Source organism: Flavobacterium gelidilacus DSM 15343, from assembly GCF_000422685.1.
GTDB classification, from domain to species: domain Bacteria; phylum Bacteroidota; class Bacteroidia; order Flavobacteriales; family Flavobacteriaceae; genus Flavobacterium; species Flavobacterium gelidilacus.
The window spans coordinates 62067-82407 of the sequence record NZ_AUGN01000011.1 but is presented as its reverse complement, the minus strand read 5'-3'; the positions used below and the strand labels follow the sequence as shown (position 1 = coordinate 82407).

Below are 20341 nucleotides of genomic sequence, written 5' to 3'. Positions count from 1 at the left end.
ATTGCTAATTTGGATAATAAAGTATTGCCAAGAATTTAATTACATAATCAATGTGTTTTATAAAAAAAATTCAATAAATGCAGTTTAATATATCAAATATTATTGTTTCAGAAAAAAATCTTAATTATAATGGAAAGTATTGGGAATCCCTTTCTTCTGAATTCAAATTACACCTAGAGGAATATCTGAAAAAATTTGAAAAACATCGTTTAGAAATTGGATTGATTCCAACATCTAAGGAAGATTGGCAGGCTTTACCTTTTGGAAATTTTGCAAAAGATTCCTCATGGAAATGGAGAAGAGATAGCTTATCGATTATTAAAAAACAAATTAAAAATAAAACATTTAATTGCACTCTCGAAATTGGTCCTTGGAATGGTTGGCTTTCAAAATATTTAGCAAAAAAATCAAATACAGTTATTGCTTGTGATTATTTTGTTTGTCCAAATGATGGAATTGGAAATATAAACGAATTAGCCGAAAACATTATTCCCATTCAGTGTGATATTGAACAAATTTACACTTCATTTAAACCAAATAGTTTTGATTTTATTGTACTTAATCATAATTTATCTTTTATGAAAAATCCAACAGATTATATTAATCAATTAAAGCCATTATTGACATCAAGAGGAATTATCATCTCAATTGGAACAACCTTTTTTAAAAATCCAGAAAATAAAATTAAATCTAATCAAGAATCTGCTACTAATTACTTCAAAAAACACAATCTTGATTTATTTATACAACCAGTAAAAGGATATTTAGATTTTAATGATAAAATTAAGTTGCAGCATTTAAAATTTATAATAAAACCTTATTCTTCAAAATTACTTCAAAATATATATTCTTTTTTTAATGTTAAATCTCCATATTATTGTTACTTAATTTATAAAAACAATGATTAACTTTTTTACAAACTATAAAAGCAAAAAATTTTATTCTAAATTAATTGATAAAGAAGATTTATGTTTTGATATTGGAGCAAATATTGGTAAAAAGAGTGAATTAATTCTTTCAATTGGTGCAAAAGTAATCGCATTTGAACCGCAATCACAATGTTTTGATAAATTAGAAATACTTAAAAACAAATTTTTGAATTTTGAATTTTATCCTTACGGAATTGGTTCACAAAATGAAGAAAAGGAGCTTCATCTAGCAACTCATATTGAAGTTGCAACTTTTTCAGATGAATTTATTGAGTTTTATTCTAATGAAACTATACAATGGAATAAAAAAGAAATAGTTTCAGTTAAAACTTTAGATAGTATGATTGAAAAATATGGGGTACCAAACTATTGCAAAATTGACACTGAAGGTTATGAATTAAAAATCTTATCTTCGTTAACTTATAAAATTCCGATGATTGAATTTGAATTTACAGAAAGTCATTTTGATGAAACATTAGAAATTATAGATTTATTTGATTCAGAAAAAACAACTTTTAATTTTATATTAAATGAGAATTTAAAATTTAAACTAAAAAAATGGGTTTCAGGAAATGAATTAAAAGAGCAACTAAAAACCCTTTTAAAAAATAAATTACACGGGAATATTTTCGCAAAAACAGATGACTAAAAACAAAACCATACTATTCAACCCAAAAAGTGCTAACGGCAAACATCGAATTCCTAATTCTATCTTACAAGTTGGTGCGTCAATTCATGGAAAATTTGACTATGTTTTTGTAGATGGAAATTTAGAAAAAAATCCGTGGCAAACTATTGAGAATTATTTAAAAACTGGTGAATTCAAATATTTTGGCTCAACGGTTATGCCTGGTCCACAATTGCGAACTGCTATTCCGTTTACTAAAAAAATCAAAGAACAATTTCCAGAAATAATTACAATTTGGGGTGGCTATTTTGCTTCCAATCAATATAAAGTTTGTCTAAATTCTGAAACTGTAGATTATGTTATAAATGGTCCTGGAGACAACACTTTTCCTGAATTATTAAATACTTTAGAAACCAATACTCTTGAAAATTTACCCTCAATTAAAAATCTAATTTTTAAAAATGATAAAGGTGAAATTGTAAAAAATGCAATTGAAGCTTTACTCGATCAAGATAAATTGCCTAAATTTCCGTATAACTATTTAAACTCGTTTTATCCTGTAAAAAATTACTTGGCCAAAACCTTTATGGGAAGTACTACTTTATCTTATCATTCAAGTATGGGTTGTCCTTTTTCTTGTTCGTTTTGTGCCGTTGTTCCTATCTTTAATGCCAAATGGAAAGGAATGTCTGCTGCAAGAATGTATGAAGATGTAAAGTACTTTACAGAAAAACATAATATCGATGCTATTGAATTTCACGATAATAATTTCTTCACATCTAAAAAAAGAGTTTTAGAGTTTTCAGAACTTATTTTAAATGACAACATCAGCTATTGGGGAGAAGGAAGAATTGATACAATCAATATGTACAGCGATGATGATTTAAGATTGATGCGAAAAGCTGGTTGTAAAATGATATTTTTAGGTGCTGAAACAGGCAATGATGCTGTTTTAAAACAAATGAATAAAGGTGGAACTCAGTCGGGACAAATGATTAAAGATTTTGTACTTCGAATGAAAAACGCTGATATAATTCCGGAATTATCTTTTGTATTAGGAATGCCTGCAAAAACTGAAAAAGAAGTTTATGACCAAATTTTATGGGACATTAATTTTATAAAGGAAATTAAAGAAATCAATCCAAATGCTGAAATTATTATTTATCTATTTAGTCCCGTTCCAACAGAAGGTTCTGATTTATACCAACAAATTTTAGATGCAGGATTTTCTTTCCCAGAACGTTTAGAGGATTGGATTTCGCCAAGTTGGGAAAATTTCGACTTACGAAAAAATCCATTAACCCCTTGGTTAAAACCTTATATGATAGATACAATTATGAATTTTGAAACGGTTTTAAACGGCTATTATCCAACTGTTTCAGATTTTAGAATTAAAGGGTATAAAAAATCAATCTTGAAATCAGTTTCAGGAATTAGGTACAAAACAGGTATTTATAAATTTCCTTATGAAATAAAAGCACTACATAAACTTTGGAAATACAGACAACCTGAAATTGAAGGATTTTATTCAGAATAAATGAGAAACCTTTTAAAAAAAATAACGCATCCTTTTCTAAAACTAGGTTTAAAACTTTATTATTCAAAACCAAGAAACTATTGCTATGAAAATGTATGCGTAAAAGTTCATCCAGATGTTTTTCCACCACATTTAACTTTAAGCACAAAAATTCTGTTAGATTTTATAAAACCAATTAACTTATCCAACAAAACGTTTTTAGAATTAGGATGTGGTTCAGGAATTATTTCGCTTTTTGCTGCAAAAAAAGGAGCACAAGTAACTTCAATTGATATAAACATTATTGCTTTAGATTTTTTAAAAGAATCAGCAATCAAAAATCAATTAGAACTTACAATAATAGAATCTAATTTATTCGAAAATCTAACCGAACATTCATTTGATTATGTTATAATAAATCCACCTTATTATCCAAAGAATCCAAAAAACATAAAAGAGCAAGCTTGGTTTTGTGGCACAAATTTTGACTATTTTGAGGCATTATTTACTCAACTTCCAAATTATAAAATAGAAAGTAATTCTATATACATAATACTTTCTGAAGATTGTGAATTAGACAAAATAAAAGCTATTGCAAAAAAAAATAACTTATCAATGAAATGTGTATCCCAAAAAAGCGTTGTAAAGGAAATAAATTATATATTTATAATAGATAAAATTGAATCATGAAAAAAATAGTTTTAATAGCATTATTATTTTTAACTTTTACTGGTTATACACAAGAACGTTTCCAAAGAATCGATAGTTTATTAACCTATTTAAACAACAATAATAAATTCATGGGTTCAGTTTCCTTGCGAGAAGGCAATGAAGTTGTGTTTTCAAAAGCTTATGGTTTTGCTGACGAAGAAAATAAAATTGAAGCAACAAATACTACCAAATATAAAATTGGTTCAATTACTAAAACATTTACTGCAACTATTATTATGCAGTTAATTGAAGAAAAAAAATTGCATTTAGAAAGCAAGTTGACCAAGTTTTATCCAAAAGTTCAAAATGCAGAAAAAATTTCTATTTATGATTTATTACATCATAGAACAGGAATAAAAGATTACATCAATCAAGATTCGCTTTCTGTAGAAGATTTTGCAACTAATGATTTAAAAACGGTTATCTACAACAAAATAAACAATTACGAATCTATTTTTGAACCTGGTTCTAAATTTTTATATAGCAATTCAAATTATTACTTATTAGGTGGAATAATCGAAAAGCTAACAAAAGAATCTTATGCATCAAATGTAGAAAACCGAATAATTAAAAAGCTTGGATTAAAAAACACTTATTATCCGAACGATAAAATAAATTCTTCTAAAAAGGAAAGTTATTCTTATATTTTCAATGGCACTAATTGGGAAAAAGCTCCTGAATGGGGAAATAATGTTGCCTTTGCTGCTGGTGAAATTATGTCTACTCCGGATGATTTAACCGAATTCATGTTTGCTTTATTTAATGGAAAATTAGTCAAAAATACTTCCTTAGAAGCCATGAAAGATTTAAAAGATGGTTACGGAATAGCTTTAATGCAATTTCCGTTTGGAGAAAGAAAGTTTTATGGACACACAGGTGGAATTGAAAATTTTAGAGCTGTTGTTGGTTATTATCCAACTGATAATTTAGGAGTTTCCTTAATTGTGAATGGAGATAATTTTAATCGAAATGACATTATGATTGGAATTTTGAGTATTTACTATAAAATCCCTTTTCCTTTTCCAAATTTTGAAAAAATTGATGATACTGTTTTACAAAAATATGTTGGAACGTATGCTTCCCCAGAAATTCCATTAAAAATAACTGTTTCTACTAAAAACGGAGAATTAATTGCTCAGGCAACAGGTCAACCTTCTTTTCCTTTAACTCCCAAAAGCGATACTGAATTCGTTTTTCAAACTGCTGGAGTTGAAATGGTTTTTGAAGAAAACAAATTCACCTTAAAACAAGGTGGACAGAAATTCAAGTTCACAAAAGAATAATGAATTTAAACCTTAAACTTTCAAGTACACTTATTACAAAAATTAAAGCCCTAACTAATAGTACCTATTTAGATATTATTGGGTTAATCATTGTAATTAGCGTTTCTATTTATTTGGAATATTACAAAACCACTTATAATTTTAGTTATGGCGGAAAAAGTTATATCTTTTATTTAGGATACATATCAATATTGAATACCAGTTTCTCAATGATAGGAAATAGATTAGTAACTAAAAAGAACAACATTGGTAATTTCATTACAACTTGCAATACATTCTTAAGTGGTTCTATTGATTATTTATTAGGAAATGCTGGAGCAATTTTAACTTATCCCGTATCATTTATCGGAAACTATTTAGTTTTCAATACTTGGAAAAAAAGCAGGATTTTAAGAAAAATTGATTTTATATTTTATAGGAATATAGTCATAGGGTTTATATTATCATTCTTACTAAACTATATAGCTTTTCGTTATTTATCAACGAAAGATATAGATTGGAAGTTGTTTTTCGCTATTGCTATTCCAGCAGGATTAACTTTTGGAGGAACATTTAATACGGCAAGGATGTATCCTGACAATTGGTTGTTATGGCAATTTTATAATTTAACGAAAATTATTCAAAACCTTCTTTTGTTAAACATTGCCAATACAGCAAAATATAGTTTTTATTTCTTTAATGCTATAATAGGATATATAACATGGAAAGATGACAGTGAAAAAGAGTTATAATTTTCGTGTTGATTCACGTTGACGTAATTCAGTTTTAATAACAACCGTTTTATATTCTGGAATCTCTTTTTCTGTTTTGTCTTCTAGTCTATCAATTAATAAGTCAGCAGCATTTTTTCCAATTTCTGGCGCGTGTTGACTAACCGTTGACAAACTTGGTGTTAATCTTTTTGACCAAACACCATCTGCAAAACCAATAAAATTTATTTCTTCCGGAATTTTGAAACCCTTTTTTAAGGTTAATCTAAATGCGGTAGTTGTTGCGACTTCATTTAAAGCAAAAATTCCATCAATTTTTTTAGAACACAATAAGTCTTTTAATTTTGATTCAAAAACGTCAATATCATTTTCAATGATTATTAACTCTTCATCTAAAACCTGACCTTTACTTTCAATTGCTTTTTTAAAACCTTCTAATCTTAATTTTCCAACGCTTAAATTATCAATAGTAGAAAGTAAAGCAATTTTTCTACAACCTATTTTAATTAAATGATTTGTAGCATCAAAAGCTGAATCAAAATCATCAACTATTACTTTATCACATTTAATTTCGTCTGCAACTCTATCAAACATAACAATTGGGGTTCCGCTATTTAGAATTTCTTTTAAGTGAGTATATTTTTTTTCTGATTGTGTTTCTTCTGAAAGTGAAATAATAAAACCATCAATTGTTCCATTATTCAACATTTCCATTACCTGTTCTTCTTTCTTTTGAGATTCATTAGAAATACCGGTAATAACATTATAACCTCGCTCTAGCGAACGTTTTTCAATTCCACTAAAAACTTTAGCAAAAAAAGGATTTAATATATTAGGTATAATTACACCAATAGTATTAGTCCTTTGATTTTTTAAATTCTTAGCTATACTATTAGGTTTATAATTTTTTAAAGCAGCAAATTCTTTTATCTTTGTTTTTGTACTTTCACTAATTTCAGAGCTATCACTTAAAGCTTTAGATACTGTCGATACAGAAACACCTAGTTCTTTTGCAATTTGTTTTAATGTGGCTTTTGATTTCATAATATATTAAAAAGGTAAAAATAGTGAATTTTAAAATAACATTTTAATCTTGAGCCGAATAAAATTTGACATTCCTTTTTCATATTATATATCATATTTTATGGCTCATATTATAACTACTTCATTCACAACACAAATAATAATGTAATTCGTGTTTGGTTTTATAATAATTAATTGTACTTTTGCACTCCCTTACCCGAATCATGGGAAGGGAATGGAATGTTTAATTAAAATAAATTATTGTGAACACATTAAGCTACAAAACAGTTTCAGCTAACAAAGCCACCGTTGATAAACAGTGGGTTGTTGTAGATGCTGAAGGGTGTACCTTAGGTCGTTTTTCATCTAAAGTAGCAATACTTTTAAGGGGAAAACACAAACCAGACTTTACACCACACGTTGACTGTGGAGATAACGTAATTGTTATCAACGCAGAAAAAATCAAGCTAACTGGTAACAAGCTAGACGAAAAAACATATATTCGTCACACAGGTTACCCAGGAGGACAAAGAAGTTTAACTGCTAAAGTAATGCAACAAAAAAACCCTGCATTATTAGTAGAAAAAGCTGTAAAAGGAATGCTACCTAAAAATAAATTAGGTGCTGAGTTATTCCGAAATTTAAATGTATTTGTAGGTACTGAGCATACTCATGGAGCTCAAAAACCTAAAACCATTAACCTAAACGATCTTAAATAATGGGAGTTATTCACAAAATCGGTAGAAGAAAATGTGCTGTGGCACGTGTTTACGTTTCAGAAGGAACAGGTAAAATTACCGTAAACAAAAAAGAATTTGCAGTTTACTTCCCAACAGCTACTTTACAATACAAAGTTATGCAACCAATGTCTTTGACAGAAAATGCAACAAACTTTGACGTAAAAGTAAACGTTCATGGAGGTGGTTCAACAGGTCAAGCAGAAGCTGTAAGAATGGCTATTGCAAGAGCAATGTGTGAGGTAGAAGCTGACAACAGAGCTATCTTAAAACCAGAAGGATTACTTACAAGAGATCCTAGAATGGTTGAACGTAAAAAATTCGGTCAGAAAAAAGCAAGAAAAAAATTCCAATTCTCGAAACGTTAATACTGAACTTGTTTCAGTATCTTTCGAAGAGAACTCGATTTATTTCAAGTTGTATCGAATGATTACAAAAGATGTTGAAAATATTTCAGCATAAACAAAATTGAATTTAAAACACAGTTGTCGATATTCCTTTAAGTAAAAAAGGAATTAGTTTAGCATCTAAATTTTCAAGACTAACGCAAGTGACTACTTGAAGATTGCTATAACACGGAACGTAAACTATTACACAATGGCAAACAAAATTGACGTTAAAGAATTATTAGAAGCAGGTGTTCATTTTGGACACATGACTCGTAAGTGGGATCCAAACATGGCTCCTTACATTTATATGGAGCGTAATGGTATACATATCATTAACTTATATAAAACAGCTGCAAAAATTGAAGAAGCTAACGAAGCTTTGAAAAAAATTGCATCTTCAGGTAGAAAAGTACTTTTCGTTGCTACCAAAAAACAAGCTAAAGATATCGTAGCAGAAAAAGCTGCTGCAGCAAACATGCCTTACATCACTGAAAGATGGCCTGGTGGAATGCTAACTAACTTTATCACTATCAGAAAAGCCGTTAAAAAAATGGCAATGATTGACAGAATGAAGAAAGATGGTACATTCATGACGTTATCTAAAAAAGAAAGATTACAAGTTGATCGTCTTAGAGCAAAATTAGAAAAAAACTTAGGTTCTATTTCTGATATGACAAGACTTCCAGCTGCTCTTTTTGTAGTTGATATTAAAGCTGAGCATATCGCAATTAAAGAAGCTCACAAATTAAACATTCCAGTTTTTGCAATGGTTGATACAAATTCTGATCCTCGTGATGTAGATTTTGTTATTCCATCAAATGATGATGCTTCTAAATCAATCGATAAAATTTTATCTTTAGTTACTGGTGCAATTATTGAAGGTTTATCTGAAAGAACTTCTGATGGTGAAGACCAAGAAGAAGGGAAAGATGTAAAAAAAGCTCCAAAAGCCAAAAAAGTTGAAAAAGTAGAGGCTACTGAAACTAAAACTGAAGAAGTTGCTGAGGCGAAAGCTGAAGAAGTTACTGAAGTAGAAGTTAAAGCTGAAGAAACTTCAACAGAAGAATAATATAAAAATTCAGAATTTAAAAAATCCAAATTCCAATAAAGAATCAATTAATTGATAATTTAATAAAGTTGGGATTTGGATTTTTTTATTTAAAGATTTTAAATTTACAATTAAAAAATAAAATATTATGGCAACAATTACTGCTGCAGACGTAAATAAATTAAGAACAATCACTGGCGCAGGTATGATGGACTGCAAAAAAGCATTGGTTGAATCAGAAGGAGATTTTGATCTAGCAATCGAAAACCTTAGAAAAAAAGGACAAAAAGTTGCTGCTAATCGTTCAGATAGAGAATCAACTGAAGGTGCTGCAATTGCTGTAGTAAATGCAGAAAATACAGCTGGTGTTGTTATTACATTAAACTGTGAAACTGACTTCGTTGGAAAAAACGAAAGTTTCGTTAAATTAGCTACAGAATTAGCTAACCAAGCTTTAAAATTCAACACTAAAGAAGAATTATTAGCTTCAGATTTCAACGGAATGACTGTTGCTGATAAATTAATTGAGCAAACTGGAGTTATTGGAGAAAAAATTGAAATCGCTTCTTTCGAAAGATTAGAAGGTGCTTTTATTGGTTCTTACATTCACGCTGGAAACAAAATCGCTACTTTAACTGCATTATCATCAAAAGTTGATGGTGCTGAAGAAGTTGCAAGAAACGTATCTATGCAAGCTGCTGCAATGAACCCAATCGCTTTAAACGAAGCTGGTGTTGATGCTTCAATTATTGAAAAAGAAATCGAAATTGCTAAAGATTTATTAAGAGCAGAAGGAAAACCAGAAGCAATGTTAGATAATATCGCAAAAGGAAAAATCCAACGTTTTTATAAAGACAATACTTTAGTAAACCAAGATTATATTAAAGATGGTTCTATGAGTGTTGCTGCTTATGTAAAATCTGTTGATGCAGGTTTAACTGTAACAGGATTCAAAAGAGTTGCTTTAGGATAATATATTCTAAACTTGCTTGTGCTGAATTTGTTTCAGCATTTCTAAGTTATACAATTTAAAAAACCTTAATTCGTTATAGAATTAAGGTTTTTTTTATTTACACTATGTTTTAAAATTCCATATATTTGATAAATACTATTATATACACTTATTACACATTTTATGTCTAAAAAAATCATTCTGATTGCACTTCTATTTGTTTGTTTTACACAAGCGCAAGAAAAAAAATATCAAAGTCTTTTATGGGAAATTAGTGGAAACGGCCTTCAAAAAAACTCTTACGTTTATGGTTCTATGCATGTTAGCGAAAAAGTTTCGTACCATTTATCGGATGCCTTTTTCAAACATTTGATGGAAGCTGACTTTATTGCCAACGAAAGTGACCCAACAACTTGGTCAGATTTGTACAATATTTTTAGTGGAATGTATGGTAACAATTATGGTTATGGAGCTTTTTACAGCAATTTCTATATCACAAAACCAAAAAAAGAAGATTTATATCCTTTGTTTAGAGGTACTAATTATAACTTAATTGGATTACTATCTAGAACAAACGAAATGAACAAAGATTATCAAGAAGACACTTATCTTGATATGTTTATATATAGAACAGGAAGAAAATATGGCAAAAAAACACTTGGTTTAGAAGATGTAAAATCATCTACTATCAATATAATGAAGGCTGAAGCGAAAGTAAAGCCAAAAGACGTTGAAGAAAACCGTCAAAAACTTAAAAAACTTTTAAAAAACAAAAACTACAACGAAGCCATGATGGATTATTATCGTGAAAAGGATTTAGACATGCTAGATTCATTAACGATTTTATCTTCTTCTGAAACGTATTTAAAGGCTATGTTATACGATAGAAACACAGACATGGTAAAAAGCATGGATTCTATTATGAAAACTGGTAGTTTATTTTCTGCAATTGGTGCAGCACATTTACCAGGAAAAAACGGAGTTATTGAAGCATTAAGAGCAAAAGGTTACACTGTGAAACCAGTTTTTGGCGATTATACAGATGAAGGCAGAAAAACAAAAAAACAAATTGAAGAATATTTTATCAAACCTGAATTTGAAACAAAAACTTCAACGGATGGAATGATTTCGTTACCTCTTTATAAATTGGTTTTAGAAAATGCAGAAAATTTTGAATCTCCAGATTTAGCAAATGGAGGCTATATAAACGTAAAAAGGAGTCTTTTAAAGGATTTTATATCAAAAGACAATACAACATTCAATCATAAATCTTTAGACAGTTTATTCTATGAAAATATTCCTGGAGACATTTTAGATAAAAAATTCTACCAGGAAAAAAACTATATGGTTTATGACATAAAAAGCAAAACCAAAACAAACAACGCACAACGTTATAGATATTACATTACTCCATTAGAAATAATTGCTGTTATTATGGGTGGCGAAGGTGATTATGTGCGCCAATACGAATCGTATGTTTTTGATAATATAACCATAAAAACTAATCAAAATAGCACAGAAAAATTTACTCCTAAAAAAGGTGGTTTTGAGGTAGAAGTTCCTTCCTATTATATCACGCAAGGAAACAAAGATTTCGACAAACAATATGCTGACATTAAATTATTAGCTTATGACGATTCAGAAAAAGCAAATTATTTTTTAGAAGAACAAACACTTGGTGATAATGAGAATTTAGAAGATACAGAATTTGAATTAAAAAGAATTCAGTACGAATTTTATAACCAACACGATTTAGATTCAACAAACACTTTTTTCAACAAAGAAAAAATGAATTTTGTTTCGCAATCTAAAATTGGTGAAAAAGATATTTATTTAAAGTCAGTTATTAATGGCAGCAAATATTATCTTTTGGGAACAGTTGGCGCTTCAAAAAGTAAAACTGATGCATTTTTTAATTCATTTGAGGTAAAAAATCTAAAAGCAGAAGTTGAAACTAAAATTTATGTAGATAGTACAGCAATGTTCTCAGTTGAAATTCCAAAAAAACAAAACGAATATCTTGACTTCAGATTTGATAGAGATTATGACAGCTATCAAAAAAAGGAAAACATATTTAAAATAAAATCCAAAGCTTTTTCATTCATCTCACCAACAGGAAAAGATGTTGAATTATCTTTTTATCAATACCACAAATATGACAGTGAGAAAAATTTAGATTCTGTTTGGAATGAATTTAGAGAACACATTAAATCTGATTTTGCAAGCAACAACTATGATGACTTAGATGATCTTGGAGTAGAAACGGTTGAAAGTGTAGTAGAAATGGCTTCTGGCGATATAATTCCTGCTGATTTAGCAAAAGTAAGCTCTGATAAAAAGAAAAAATTAAGTTATAATATTTCACGTTGGGATGAAGAACTTGGTTTCAATAAAAAAGACAAAAACAAAATTGAATTAATCAACGAAAAATTGACTTCAAACGCAGACAAAACTATTCACGAAATGAATGTTTTGGCTGTTAAGCCTAATTCAAATCAAGCTATAAAATACAAAGCTATTTTTAAAGATGGAGCGTCCTATTTAATGAAAACGCTAGTCGAAAAAGACTATAAAAATGATGACGCTTTTGTAGAAAAAACGTTTAATTCATTCAAACCATTTGACACCATTTTATCAACTTCAGTTTTTGAAAATAAATTCAAATATTTTGTAGAAGATGCTTATAGCGATAATGACACTATTAGATATTCAGCTTTAAAATCCGTTTACTTTTTAGACATTTCAAAGGAAGATTTACCACAAGTGAAAGAATTTTTAAATGGTTTTGAATTCAAACAAGATGAAAACGAAACATTAGTATCACTTTATGAAAAAATTGGTCGAATTAAAGACCCAGCAATTATTCCATATTTAGAGAATATTTATAAGAAAGAAGATGTGACTACATCAATTCAGTTTGCAATTTTAAACGCATTAACAAATCAAAAAAGTAAAGATGCTTACAAAACCATAGCCAAATTACTTGAATATGACTTACCGCTTTCTGACAATGAATATGAAGTTTCTAGTTTGTTTAATAGTTTTGAATATGACATTGAGCATAGTGAAGTATTATTTCCAGATGTGTTTCAGTTTTATAGTGTAAATGAATATCATACACCAATAATTGATTTCACAAATAAATTGATTGAATCTAATTTGGGCAACCCAAAGAAATTAAAATCATACAAGAAAATGCTATTGACAAATGCCAAATTAGAATACAAACGTGTTTTAAGTTGGAAACAAAAACAAAATATTAAAGAGGATAACGATTATGGATACTATGACGATGGAAGCTATGCTCCAACGGAAGAATTGATAAGCTATTTAAATATTCTTTATCCCTTTAAGAAAGAAAAAGCTGTTGCTGAATTATATACAAAAGTTAACAAACTAGATGTTGATAATGTTACTATAGGCTTAGCCAAGATTCAATTGGACAAAAACAACCAAGTTGATAAAAAAACCATTGAGAAATTGCTAGCAAAACCAAAGACTAAATTTGTGGCACTTCAAATATTACATCATACTAAAGAAATAGATGAGTTAAATAAATATACTGAAGATTCAATTGTACTTGCTGCTATGACCTATTTTGATGATCTAAAAAAAGAAAAAGATGATGTTACATTTTTAGAAAAAAGGATCATTAAGCAAAACAAAAAAGAAATTCATTTTTTCTTCTATAAGATTGTAGATATTGATGAAGATTCATACAATAAAAATGCTGAGAAAATTACTGGGATTGCCTTTGTAATGGAAGACGGAAAAATAAATCCGCAGGCATTTAAAAAATTACGTTCTAAAACTTTTATTGAAGAAAAAGAAATTGAGCCTTATATTAGAGCTGTAATTGACGAAAGCATTAACACAAACCATCCTCGTGCAACTTATCAAAAATTAAGTGACACAAACAATATGTATGGTGGCTATGAAGATGAATATTATGGAGATTAAACTGGAAAATGGAAAACAAAAACCGTTGCGCTTGGTGCGAAAAAGATGATTTATATAGAGGTTATCACGATAACGAATGGGGAAAACCTGTTTATGACGATGATAACTTATTTGAATTTCTGATTTTAGAAACATTTCAAGCGGGTTTAAGTTGGTATACAATTTTAGCTAAAAGAGAAAATTTCAGGAAAGCTTTTGATAATTTCGATTATAAAAAAATAGCAGAATACGATGATTCTAAGATTGAAGAATTACTTCAAAATGCTGGAATTATCAGAAATAAATTAAAAGTAAAAGCAACCATTTCAAATGCAATTGCTTTTATGGAAATTCAAAAAGAATTTGAAAGTTTTTCAAAATATATTTGGGGTTTTGTAGATGGAAAACCTATTGACAACAAACCAAAAACGACACAAGAAGTTCCAGCAACTACTCCACTTTCTGATGCTATTAGTAAAGATTTAAAGAAACGTGGTTTTAAATTTGTAGGTTCAACCGTTATGTATGCACACATGCAAGCCACCGGAATGGTAAATGATCATGTGGAAGATTGTTTTACTAGAAATTAACACTAACTTACGGTTTTCATAATTCATTTTAACAAATGAATACTTTTAATTAGTTTTAAATTCCAATATTATGTTTCGTCATAAAGGTAGAAAAAGAACATTTTCGCACAATTTCCGTTTGGCCTCTACACTTTCATTTGTAGCTGGAATCGTTAATATCGTTGGCGTTTTATCCGTATCAACATTAACTACAAATGTGACTGGCCATTTTGCCTTTTTGGCTGAAGAAGTATCGTTAAAAAATTACTTAGAAGCTATACACATTATCTTATATGTTTTATTCTTTCTTTTTGGTGCTTTTATCTGCAACTTACTTGTTGAAATAATTTCGCGAAAAAGGCCCAGAATCTCTCATGCACTTCCAATGTTTATTGAAATTTTAATATTAACAATTATTGGACTTTCAACTGGTTTAAATCCCATATATATTGCCTATGGTTTACTTTTTGCTATGGGATTACAAAATGCCTTAGTAACAAACATATCACAATCCGTTATAAGAACAACACACCTTACTGGCCTTTTTACAGATTTAGGAATAAATTTATCTCAATTGTTTTTCACTAAAAAGAAAATCGAATTGAAACGACTAACTAGAATTATACTCCTAAAAATTTCGATTATTCTATTTTTCTTTTTTGGTGGAGTTTTAGGAGGTTTATTATTTGTGCCTTTTCAACTAAAAGTTTTATTCTTTGCTGTTGGATTATTAGTGGTTGCACTTTTTCTAGATAATGTTGTAGTTTACTATAACCTAACTAAAAGAAAAATCATGACTTCAAAATCTTCATAAAACTCTCTCTAGAAATTTAAAAGCAATTAGTTTTTCTAAAAGATTATTATATGATTTTTAAAACAACATCCTTAACAATAAACTATTAGTCTATAAAAAAAGGGAGCAAATTAATGTTCCCTTTTTTTATTTTTTTTGTATTTATTTCCTTTTTTATAAGGTTTACATTTATATTTAACTTTATGTTGGTGATAATGACTATAAGGCTCTGAGCCTCTATAATCAATTATCACACGCTGTCCATGTCTTACATCATAATCTCTATAATAAGTTGGCAAATTTCTAGATCTTACCCAATTATTATTAGAAAAATAAATATAAACAGAGGAATTTACCTCAAAATAAGTTTCAATCTCTGGGTAATAGTAATATGAAGGAGCAGGTGCTTCTTCATAACGAACGGTTTCTCTAGGAGTTGTGTTAATATTTATACCAACTGAAATATTTTGTGCTTGAGTCTGTAAAGAAAATATAAACAAGCAACTTGCCATTACTATTTTGGCTAAGTTTTGATTTCCGATTTTTAAAGCTTCTGTTTCCATGATATTTACATTTTTTAATGTTATTATCTAGTAGCAAAAACAACTTTTGTGCCAAAAAATAATTCGCCCATTCAAACATAAATAAGTCAATTCAAAAATTTAATAAGAAAAGCTTATTCTATCTACTTAAATCACTATTCAAAATAAGCATAAAGCTATCGCGAGAAATTTCAAAAGCACCTAGTTTTTCTAAATGATCATTATGCACTTGACAATCTAATAAACGATAGTTGTTTACTTTTAGATGTTCAATCAGTTTTACAAAAGCAACTTTTGAAGCATTTGGAACTTTTGAAAACATACTTTCACCACAGAAAATAGTTCCTAAATCAACACCATATAAACCACCAACTAATTCTTCGTTTTCCCAAACCTCAACAGACATGGCTTTACCTTGTTTATGCAATTCACAGTAAGCATTTATCATGTCTTGGGTAATCCAAGTGCCGTTTTGCCCTACTCTTTTTATTTGTTGGCAATTGGTAATTACTTCTTCAAAATTCTGATTAAAGGTAATTTTAAAAATACCGCGATTAATAATATTTCTTAAACTCTTCTTGACTTTATAATCTTGAGGATTTACAACCATTCGTTCAGAAGGTGACCACCAAAGAATAGGTTCATCCGCTTCAAACCAAGGAAAAACACCACTTCTATAAGCCAGAAGCAATCTTTCGGTTGATAAATCTCCACCAACAGCTAAAATACCTTCATATGAAGCTTCGTCAACAGGTGGAAAGTAAAGTTTTTTTGTTACGTAGTACATTATAGGAAATTCCAATATTAAAAATTCCAAATTCCAATATTACAAAATTCACGGTTTGTGAATAATTGCAGTTGGAATTTGGAATTTATTTTTTTGACTTTTACTTTTTATTTTCTAATTAAAAAGGAAGATCGTCATGTTCTTCTTCATTAAAGTTTGAAGCTGGTTCAAAAGCATCAGCAGCAGGCATTGGAGGCGTAGCAGATTGAGGTGCTGCAGCTTGCATTTTTTCAACTCTCCAACCTTTAATCGAATTAAAATATTTTGTTTCACCTTGAGGATTAACCCATTCTCTTCCTCCTAAATTAATAGAAACTTTTACATCTTCACCAACTGAAATTGTATTTAATAAATCCGTTTTATCTTGAATAAATTCAATCATAATACTTTGAGGATATTGCTCATCTGTTGTTACAACTAATTCTCTTTTTTTAAAAGTTGGACTAATTTGTTGTTCTGCACTAATTACTTTTACTTTTCCTGAAATTTCCATATTACTTATTTTTATTGTTTGGCCAAAAGTACTTTCCAAGCACTCAAAGCATCGTTATTATCTAAATATTCTTTTGCCATTTGGTGTTTCTTGCCTTCATCATCCGAACTTAAAACTCCTTTAACCGTAAAATTTTGTTTTACAAAGATAGTAATTTCTTCTTCATTTGGAATAGCTTCTATGTTTCCTAATTTACCTAAATCGTTTCCATCAAAATAAGTACTTTCTTTTACGAATTGAGGAATATTGTCAACTCCTATTCCCAATGTACTTATAGGTTTCTCAACTTCAAACAAACCATCAATTGCTCTGCTGTACCAATTGCCACCTAAACGCGAAACTAAATCAATTTTCTTTTGATCAATTAAACCATTTTCATCTAAAATAGCTTCACTTACGTGAATTTTTAATACTTCACAAATTATTAAATTTCCTGCACCACCTTCTGTTCCTAAAGCAATAATATCATTTACTTTACATTCAAATTGCACTGGACTTTCGGCAACTCTAAAAGGTTTTACAACATCCGATTTTAACATCGTAAAGCCTGATTTGTCAAATTCATTTACACCATCAGCATATTCTGTACTTGACAAAGACATTTGTTGCACCATAGAATAATCAACAATATTAATCACAACTTCTTTTGTTGCCTCACAATTTATTAATGTATGTTTTATAGTGTTATTCCTTACTCTTCTCGCTGGAGAAAAAACCAAAATTGGTGGGTTAGAACTAAAAACATTAAAAAAGCTAAAAGGAGATAAATTGGGATTTCCATTGGCATCAACTGTACTTGCAAACGCTATAGGTCTTGGTGCAATAGCACTTTGTAAATAACCTTGTAATTTTACAGGTGAAACTTCTTTTGGATCAATACTTATCATAAAAACATTTTTACAAATATAATTTTTTAAGATTAAAATCGTTTAAATAAGGTCTTAAATCTTTACTATAATTTTAGTACATTTAACAAAAAATTGCATGCAGTTTACCGAAAGAAGCAACTCAACACGCTGGTTTATTATTATATCTTCCTTTTTAATTGTTCTATTAATTTTATGGAACACTTATAACTTTTTTCAGATTTTTAAAAATGAAGAAAGAAATAAAATGGAATTATGGGCTTTAGCACAAAAAAAAATTAACTCTGATGATTTAAATGCAGATTTAGAATTGCCCTTTGAAATTATTCAGAATCCAAGAATCCCTATAATTGTTACGATTAATGATTCTATAAGTTTAACTGCAAATATAGATGACAAGATAATTAATGATCCTTTAGAATTGAAAGATTATATCGAATCTATTAAACTTCAAAACAAACCTATTATAACCAAAATTTCTGAAACTAAAACCCAATATTTATATTATGGCAATTCAACTTTAATAAATCAGCTTAAATATTATCCAATTGCTCTTTTATTAATCATTATCCTTTTTGGCGCCGTAGTGTACAATTTTTACAGAGCTACAAAAATGTCAACCCAAAACAAATTATGGGCAGGAATGGCAAAAGAAACAGCTCATCAGATAGGAACACCTTTATCTTCGTTAATAGGTTGGCTCGAAATATTGAAATTAGAAAATGTTGAAGAATCTACACTTGAAGAAATTGAGAAAGACATCAATAGGTTACAAACAATTACTGATAGATTTTCAAAAGTTGGCTCAGAACCTATTTTAGAAAACAAGGACATTGTTGAAGAAACAAAAACTTCATTTGATTATTTAAAAGACAGAAGTTCAAAACAAATTAACTTTACATTTATTGCTCCAGATAAAGCCATAAATATTCCTATAAATCCAGCTTTGCATAGTTGGACCATTGAAAATTTAGTCAAAAATGCGATTGATGCAATGAAAGGAAAAGGCCGTCTTACTTTAACAATAGAAGAGAAGGAAGATTATATAAAAATAAAAGTCACAGATTCTGGAAAAGGAATTCCGAAATCCGATTTTTCTAAAGTTTTTGAACCTGGTTTTACGACTAAAAGACGTGGTTGGGGTTTAGGCTTGTCTTTAACTAAAAGAATTGTTCAGGAATATCACAAAGGAAAAATAAAAGTGGCTCATTCTGAAATTGGCAAAGGAACTACTATGCAAATTAGTTATAAGAAAGGGAAACCTATTTCTTAAGTAAGAACATTTTTTTTCGTTCTCTTTCACTTTTAGTCAAATAATCATCTACAAAAACTTTGTGTTTTTTAGCTTCTTCCATTATATCAATTATGCTTCTTTTAAATTTATTTAAATCGTATAAATTATCTTGCCCTACAAAACCTAATTTATATATTTTATCGCTGCAATCTTCAAAAATACTTATTGGTTTTATAATCATTTCTAAAATTTCTTGATCTTCTTTTGCTGGTTTAAATTGTGCGTTTCTGTAGTAAATAAATTCATTTAGTAAACTTATGCCTTCGTTGTATTTGTTTGAAATAGCATTAAGCTCTTTTACATTTTTATTTAAAGAAAAAGTTTCGAGTTGCTTTTTTAAGATTTCAAATCTTTCTTTAGCTAAATTATTTTTGTAACCAGTCTGAATCATTCGTGTTTTTAAATCACTTAGTTGTTCGTTTTCGGTCAGCGTTAAATACGTTTTGATGGTTGCTTTATAATCAAATAATTCTTGATTTTTATCTTGAACTACTTTGTTAGCTAAAAAATCTTGTTCAGTTATAGGATAATTTAAAAATTGCCACATATAATCAAAAGGCATATGTGTTTGTAGCATTTCGAGCGGTTTAGTTTTATAATATTTTGAATTTAATCTGCGAACAAATTTCTTGTTTTGAATGAATCCAGAATCCCAAGTTGGATCAAAAGCATACCAATTTTGATCATTCATTTGAATAGCTGCCCAAGCATGTGATTGATCTGCAATAATGCTATTTTGTTTAGTATATCCTGAAATTATTTGGCAATTATAACCTAAATTTGACGCAATATCCTTAAAAAATTTAGCGTAATGAATACAAACTCCTTTTTTAGAAGTTATAGTTTTTGAAACCATTTCATCATCTGAAATTACTAAATTCACTGTAAACTCATGAGAAATATCATAAGCAACATTTGAAATCACATAATAGTATGCTGCTTTAATTTGTAAATCTTCAGAAGTAAATTTTTCTTGGATAAAAGCTGCAATTTCTGCTGTAGCTTTTTTTTGACTTGAAGGAATAGATTGTATTGTTTTTTCCACATCTGAATAAAAGCTTTTAACTTGAGTATAAGCAACTGTTTGAAAAAATAAAAAATAAATTAAATATTTCATGATAGTAAGTAAAAC

Annotated in this window: 20 protein-coding genes; 14 read left to right on the top strand and 6 right to left on the bottom strand. The window is 28.9% G+C overall.

Going from position 1 to position 20341, the window contains the following annotated elements:
- Positions 1 to 77: 77 nt before the first annotated feature.
- From G507_RS0106820 to G507_RS0106795, 6 genes are read left to right on the top strand one after another with little or no spacing between them, the layout of a single operon-like run.
- Positions 78 to 908, top strand: a complete 831-nt coding sequence (locus G507_RS0106820; RefSeq protein WP_026716803.1) for a methyltransferase domain-containing protein — start codon at positions 78 to 80, stop codon at positions 906 to 908.
- On the top strand, positions 901 to 1578 hold the full coding sequence (locus tag G507_RS0106815; protein WP_026716802.1) for an FkbM family methyltransferase: 678 nt from the start codon (positions 901 to 903) through the stop codon (positions 1576 to 1578). The genes G507_RS0106820 and G507_RS0106815 overlap by 8 nt, the downstream gene beginning before the upstream one ends.
- Positions 1571 to 3094, top strand: a complete 1524-nt coding sequence (locus G507_RS0106810) for a B12-binding domain-containing radical SAM protein (protein WP_026716801.1) — start codon at positions 1571 to 1573, stop codon at positions 3092 to 3094. The genes G507_RS0106815 and G507_RS0106810 overlap by 8 nt, the downstream gene beginning before the upstream one ends.
- The gene (locus tag G507_RS0106805) at positions 3095 to 3763 is read left to right on the top strand and encodes a methyltransferase (protein ID WP_026716800.1); all 669 of its coding nucleotides are present in this window, start codon (positions 3095 to 3097) and stop codon (positions 3761 to 3763) included.
- Positions 3760 to 5067, top strand: a complete 1308-nt coding sequence (locus tag G507_RS0106800) for a serine hydrolase domain-containing protein (RefSeq protein WP_026716799.1) — start codon at positions 3760 to 3762, stop codon at positions 5065 to 5067. Before G507_RS0106805 ends, G507_RS0106800 begins: the two co-directional genes overlap by 4 nt.
- Entirely contained in the window at positions 5067 to 5798 is a 732-nt protein-coding gene (locus tag G507_RS0106795; protein ID WP_026716798.1) for a nicotinamide mononucleotide transporter family protein, read from the top strand. The genes G507_RS0106800 and G507_RS0106795 overlap by 1 nt, the downstream gene beginning before the upstream one ends.
- On the opposite strand, the gene G507_RS0106790 is transcribed toward G507_RS0106795, so the two are convergent.
- Positions 5793 to 6821: a LacI family DNA-binding transcriptional regulator gene (locus tag G507_RS0106790; protein WP_026716797.1), complete on the bottom strand. Its 1029-nt coding sequence runs from the start codon at positions 6819 to 6821 to the stop codon at positions 5793 to 5795. The genes G507_RS0106795 and G507_RS0106790 overlap by 6 nt on opposite strands.
- Before the next feature lie 242 nt (positions 6822 to 7063).
- On the opposite strand from G507_RS0106790, the gene rplM reads away from it, so the two are divergent.
- From rplM to G507_RS0106755, 7 genes are all read left to right on the top strand, one after another.
- Positions 7064 to 7519, top strand: coding sequence for a 50S ribosomal protein L13 (rplM, locus tag G507_RS0106785; protein WP_026716796.1), 456 nt, complete (start codon positions 7064 to 7066; stop codon positions 7517 to 7519).
- Positions 7519 to 7905 carry a 30S ribosomal protein S9 gene (gene rpsI, locus G507_RS0106780; protein ID WP_026716795.1) on the top strand — a complete coding sequence of 129 codons (387 nt, stop codon included), beginning with the start codon at positions 7519 to 7521 and terminating at the stop codon, positions 7903 to 7905. The genes rplM and rpsI overlap by 1 nt, the downstream gene beginning before the upstream one ends.
- A gap of 229 nt (positions 7906 to 8134) precedes the next feature.
- The gene (rpsB, locus tag G507_RS0106775) at positions 8135 to 8995 is read left to right on the top strand and encodes a 30S ribosomal protein S2 (protein ID WP_026716794.1); all 861 of its coding nucleotides are present in this window, start codon (positions 8135 to 8137) and stop codon (positions 8993 to 8995) included.
- A 127-nt stretch (positions 8996 to 9122) separates the two neighbouring features.
- Complete coding sequence (gene tsf / locus G507_RS0106770) at positions 9123 to 9947, top strand: translation elongation factor Ts (RefSeq protein WP_026716793.1); 825 nt, start codon at positions 9123 to 9125, stop codon at positions 9945 to 9947.
- Positions 9948 to 10109: 162 nt separating this feature from the next.
- The gene (locus G507_RS0106765) at positions 10110 to 13886 is read left to right on the top strand and encodes a TraB/GumN family protein (protein WP_026716792.1); all 3777 of its coding nucleotides are present in this window, start codon (positions 10110 to 10112) and stop codon (positions 13884 to 13886) included.
- An 8-nt stretch (positions 13887 to 13894) separates the two neighbouring features.
- A complete protein-coding gene (locus tag G507_RS0106760) occupies positions 13895 to 14455 on the top strand; it encodes a DNA-3-methyladenine glycosylase I (RefSeq protein ID WP_026716791.1) in 561 nt (186 codons plus the stop codon).
- 70 nt (positions 14456 to 14525) lie between these two features.
- Positions 14526 to 15248 (top strand): YoaK family protein, encoded by a 723-nt coding sequence (locus G507_RS0106755; RefSeq protein ID WP_026716790.1) that lies wholly within the window; start codon positions 14526 to 14528, stop codon positions 15246 to 15248.
- A 110-nt stretch (positions 15249 to 15358) separates the two neighbouring features.
- On the opposite strand, the gene G507_RS16525 is transcribed toward G507_RS0106755, so the two are convergent.
- From G507_RS16525 to G507_RS0106735, 4 genes are all read right to left on the bottom strand, one after another.
- Positions 15359 to 15790, bottom strand: coding sequence for a hypothetical protein (locus G507_RS16525; RefSeq protein ID WP_051191509.1), 432 nt, complete (start codon positions 15788 to 15790; stop codon positions 15359 to 15361).
- 118 nt (positions 15791 to 15908) lie between these two features.
- Entirely contained in the window at positions 15909 to 16556 is a 648-nt protein-coding gene (aat, locus tag G507_RS0106745; RefSeq protein WP_026716789.1) for a leucyl/phenylalanyl-tRNA--protein transferase, read from the bottom strand.
- A 118-nt stretch (positions 16557 to 16674) separates the two neighbouring features.
- Positions 16675 to 17049, bottom strand: coding sequence for a DUF3127 domain-containing protein (locus G507_RS0106740; RefSeq protein WP_026716788.1), 375 nt, complete (start codon positions 17047 to 17049; stop codon positions 16675 to 16677).
- Positions 17050 to 17060: 11 nt separating this feature from the next.
- Positions 17061 to 17936 (bottom strand): flavin reductase family protein, encoded by an 876-nt coding sequence (locus G507_RS0106735; RefSeq protein ID WP_026716787.1) that lies wholly within the window; start codon positions 17934 to 17936, stop codon positions 17061 to 17063.
- Between the two features lie 97 nt (positions 17937 to 18033).
- Here G507_RS0106735 and G507_RS0106730 point away from each other — a divergent pair, with 97 nt between their 5' ends.
- Positions 18034 to 19188 carry a sensor histidine kinase gene (locus G507_RS0106730; RefSeq protein ID WP_026716786.1) on the top strand — a complete coding sequence of 385 codons (1155 nt, stop codon included), beginning with the start codon at positions 18034 to 18036 and terminating at the stop codon, positions 19186 to 19188.
- Here G507_RS0106730 and G507_RS0106725 read toward each other — a convergent pair.
- Positions 19178 to 20326: a transglutaminase domain-containing protein gene (locus G507_RS0106725; RefSeq protein ID WP_026716785.1), complete on the bottom strand. Its 1149-nt coding sequence runs from the start codon at positions 20324 to 20326 to the stop codon at positions 19178 to 19180. The two genes, G507_RS0106730 and G507_RS0106725, sit on opposite strands and share 11 nt — an antisense overlap.
- Positions 20327 to 20341 lie beyond the last annotated feature (15 nt).

Bases quoted from the DNA above. Each gene is read 5' to 3' on its own strand.
- G507_RS16525 (WP_051191509.1), bottom strand. From the start codon at position 15,790: ATGGAAACAGAAGCTTTAAAAATCGGAAATCAAAACTTAGCCAAAATA.
- G507_RS0106765 (WP_026716792.1), top strand. From the start codon at position 10,110: ATGTCTAAAAAAATCATTCTGATTGCACTTCTATTTGTTTGTTTTACA.
- G507_RS0106725 (WP_026716785.1), bottom strand. From the start codon at position 20,326: ATGAAATATTTAATTTATTTTTTATTTTTTCAAACAGTTGCTTATACT.
- rpsI (WP_026716795.1), top strand. From the start codon at position 7,519: ATGGGAGTTATTCACAAAATCGGTAGAAGAAAATGTGCTGTGGCACGT.
- G507_RS0106755 (WP_026716790.1), top strand. From the start codon at position 14,526: ATGTTTCGTCATAAAGGTAGAAAAAGAACATTTTCGCACAATTTCCGT.
- rpsB (WP_026716794.1), top strand. From the start codon at position 8,135: ATGGCAAACAAAATTGACGTTAAAGAATTATTAGAAGCAGGTGTTCAT.
- G507_RS0106810 (WP_026716801.1), top strand. From the start codon at position 1,571: ATGACTAAAAACAAAACCATACTATTCAACCCAAAAAGTGCTAACGGC.
- G507_RS0106735 (WP_026716787.1), bottom strand. From the start codon at position 17,936: ATGATAAGTATTGATCCAAAAGAAGTTTCACCTGTAAAATTACAAGGT.
- G507_RS0106805 (WP_026716800.1), top strand. From the start codon at position 3,095: ATGAGAAACCTTTTAAAAAAAATAACGCATCCTTTTCTAAAACTAGGT.
- G507_RS0106820 (WP_026716803.1), top strand. From the start codon at position 78: ATGCAGTTTAATATATCAAATATTATTGTTTCAGAAAAAAATCTTAAT.
- G507_RS0106740 (WP_026716788.1), bottom strand. From the start codon at position 17,049: ATGGAAATTTCAGGAAAAGTAAAAGTAATTAGTGCAGAACAACAAATT.
- G507_RS0106815 (WP_026716802.1), top strand. From the start codon at position 901: ATGATTAACTTTTTTACAAACTATAAAAGCAAAAAATTTTATTCTAAA.
- G507_RS0106730 (WP_026716786.1), top strand. From the start codon at position 18,034: ATGCAGTTTACCGAAAGAAGCAACTCAACACGCTGGTTTATTATTATA.
- G507_RS0106760 (WP_026716791.1), top strand. From the start codon at position 13,895: ATGGAAAACAAAAACCGTTGCGCTTGGTGCGAAAAAGATGATTTATAT.
- tsf (WP_026716793.1), top strand. From the start codon at position 9,123: ATGGCAACAATTACTGCTGCAGACGTAAATAAATTAAGAACAATCACT.
- G507_RS0106800 (WP_026716799.1), top strand. From the start codon at position 3,760: ATGAAAAAAATAGTTTTAATAGCATTATTATTTTTAACTTTTACTGGT.
- G507_RS0106795 (WP_026716798.1), top strand. From the start codon at position 5,067: ATGAATTTAAACCTTAAACTTTCAAGTACACTTATTACAAAAATTAAA.
- aat (WP_026716789.1), bottom strand. From the start codon at position 16,556: ATGTACTACGTAACAAAAAAACTTTACTTTCCACCTGTTGACGAAGCT.
- G507_RS0106790 (WP_026716797.1), bottom strand. From the start codon at position 6,821: ATGAAATCAAAAGCCACATTAAAACAAATTGCAAAAGAACTAGGTGTT.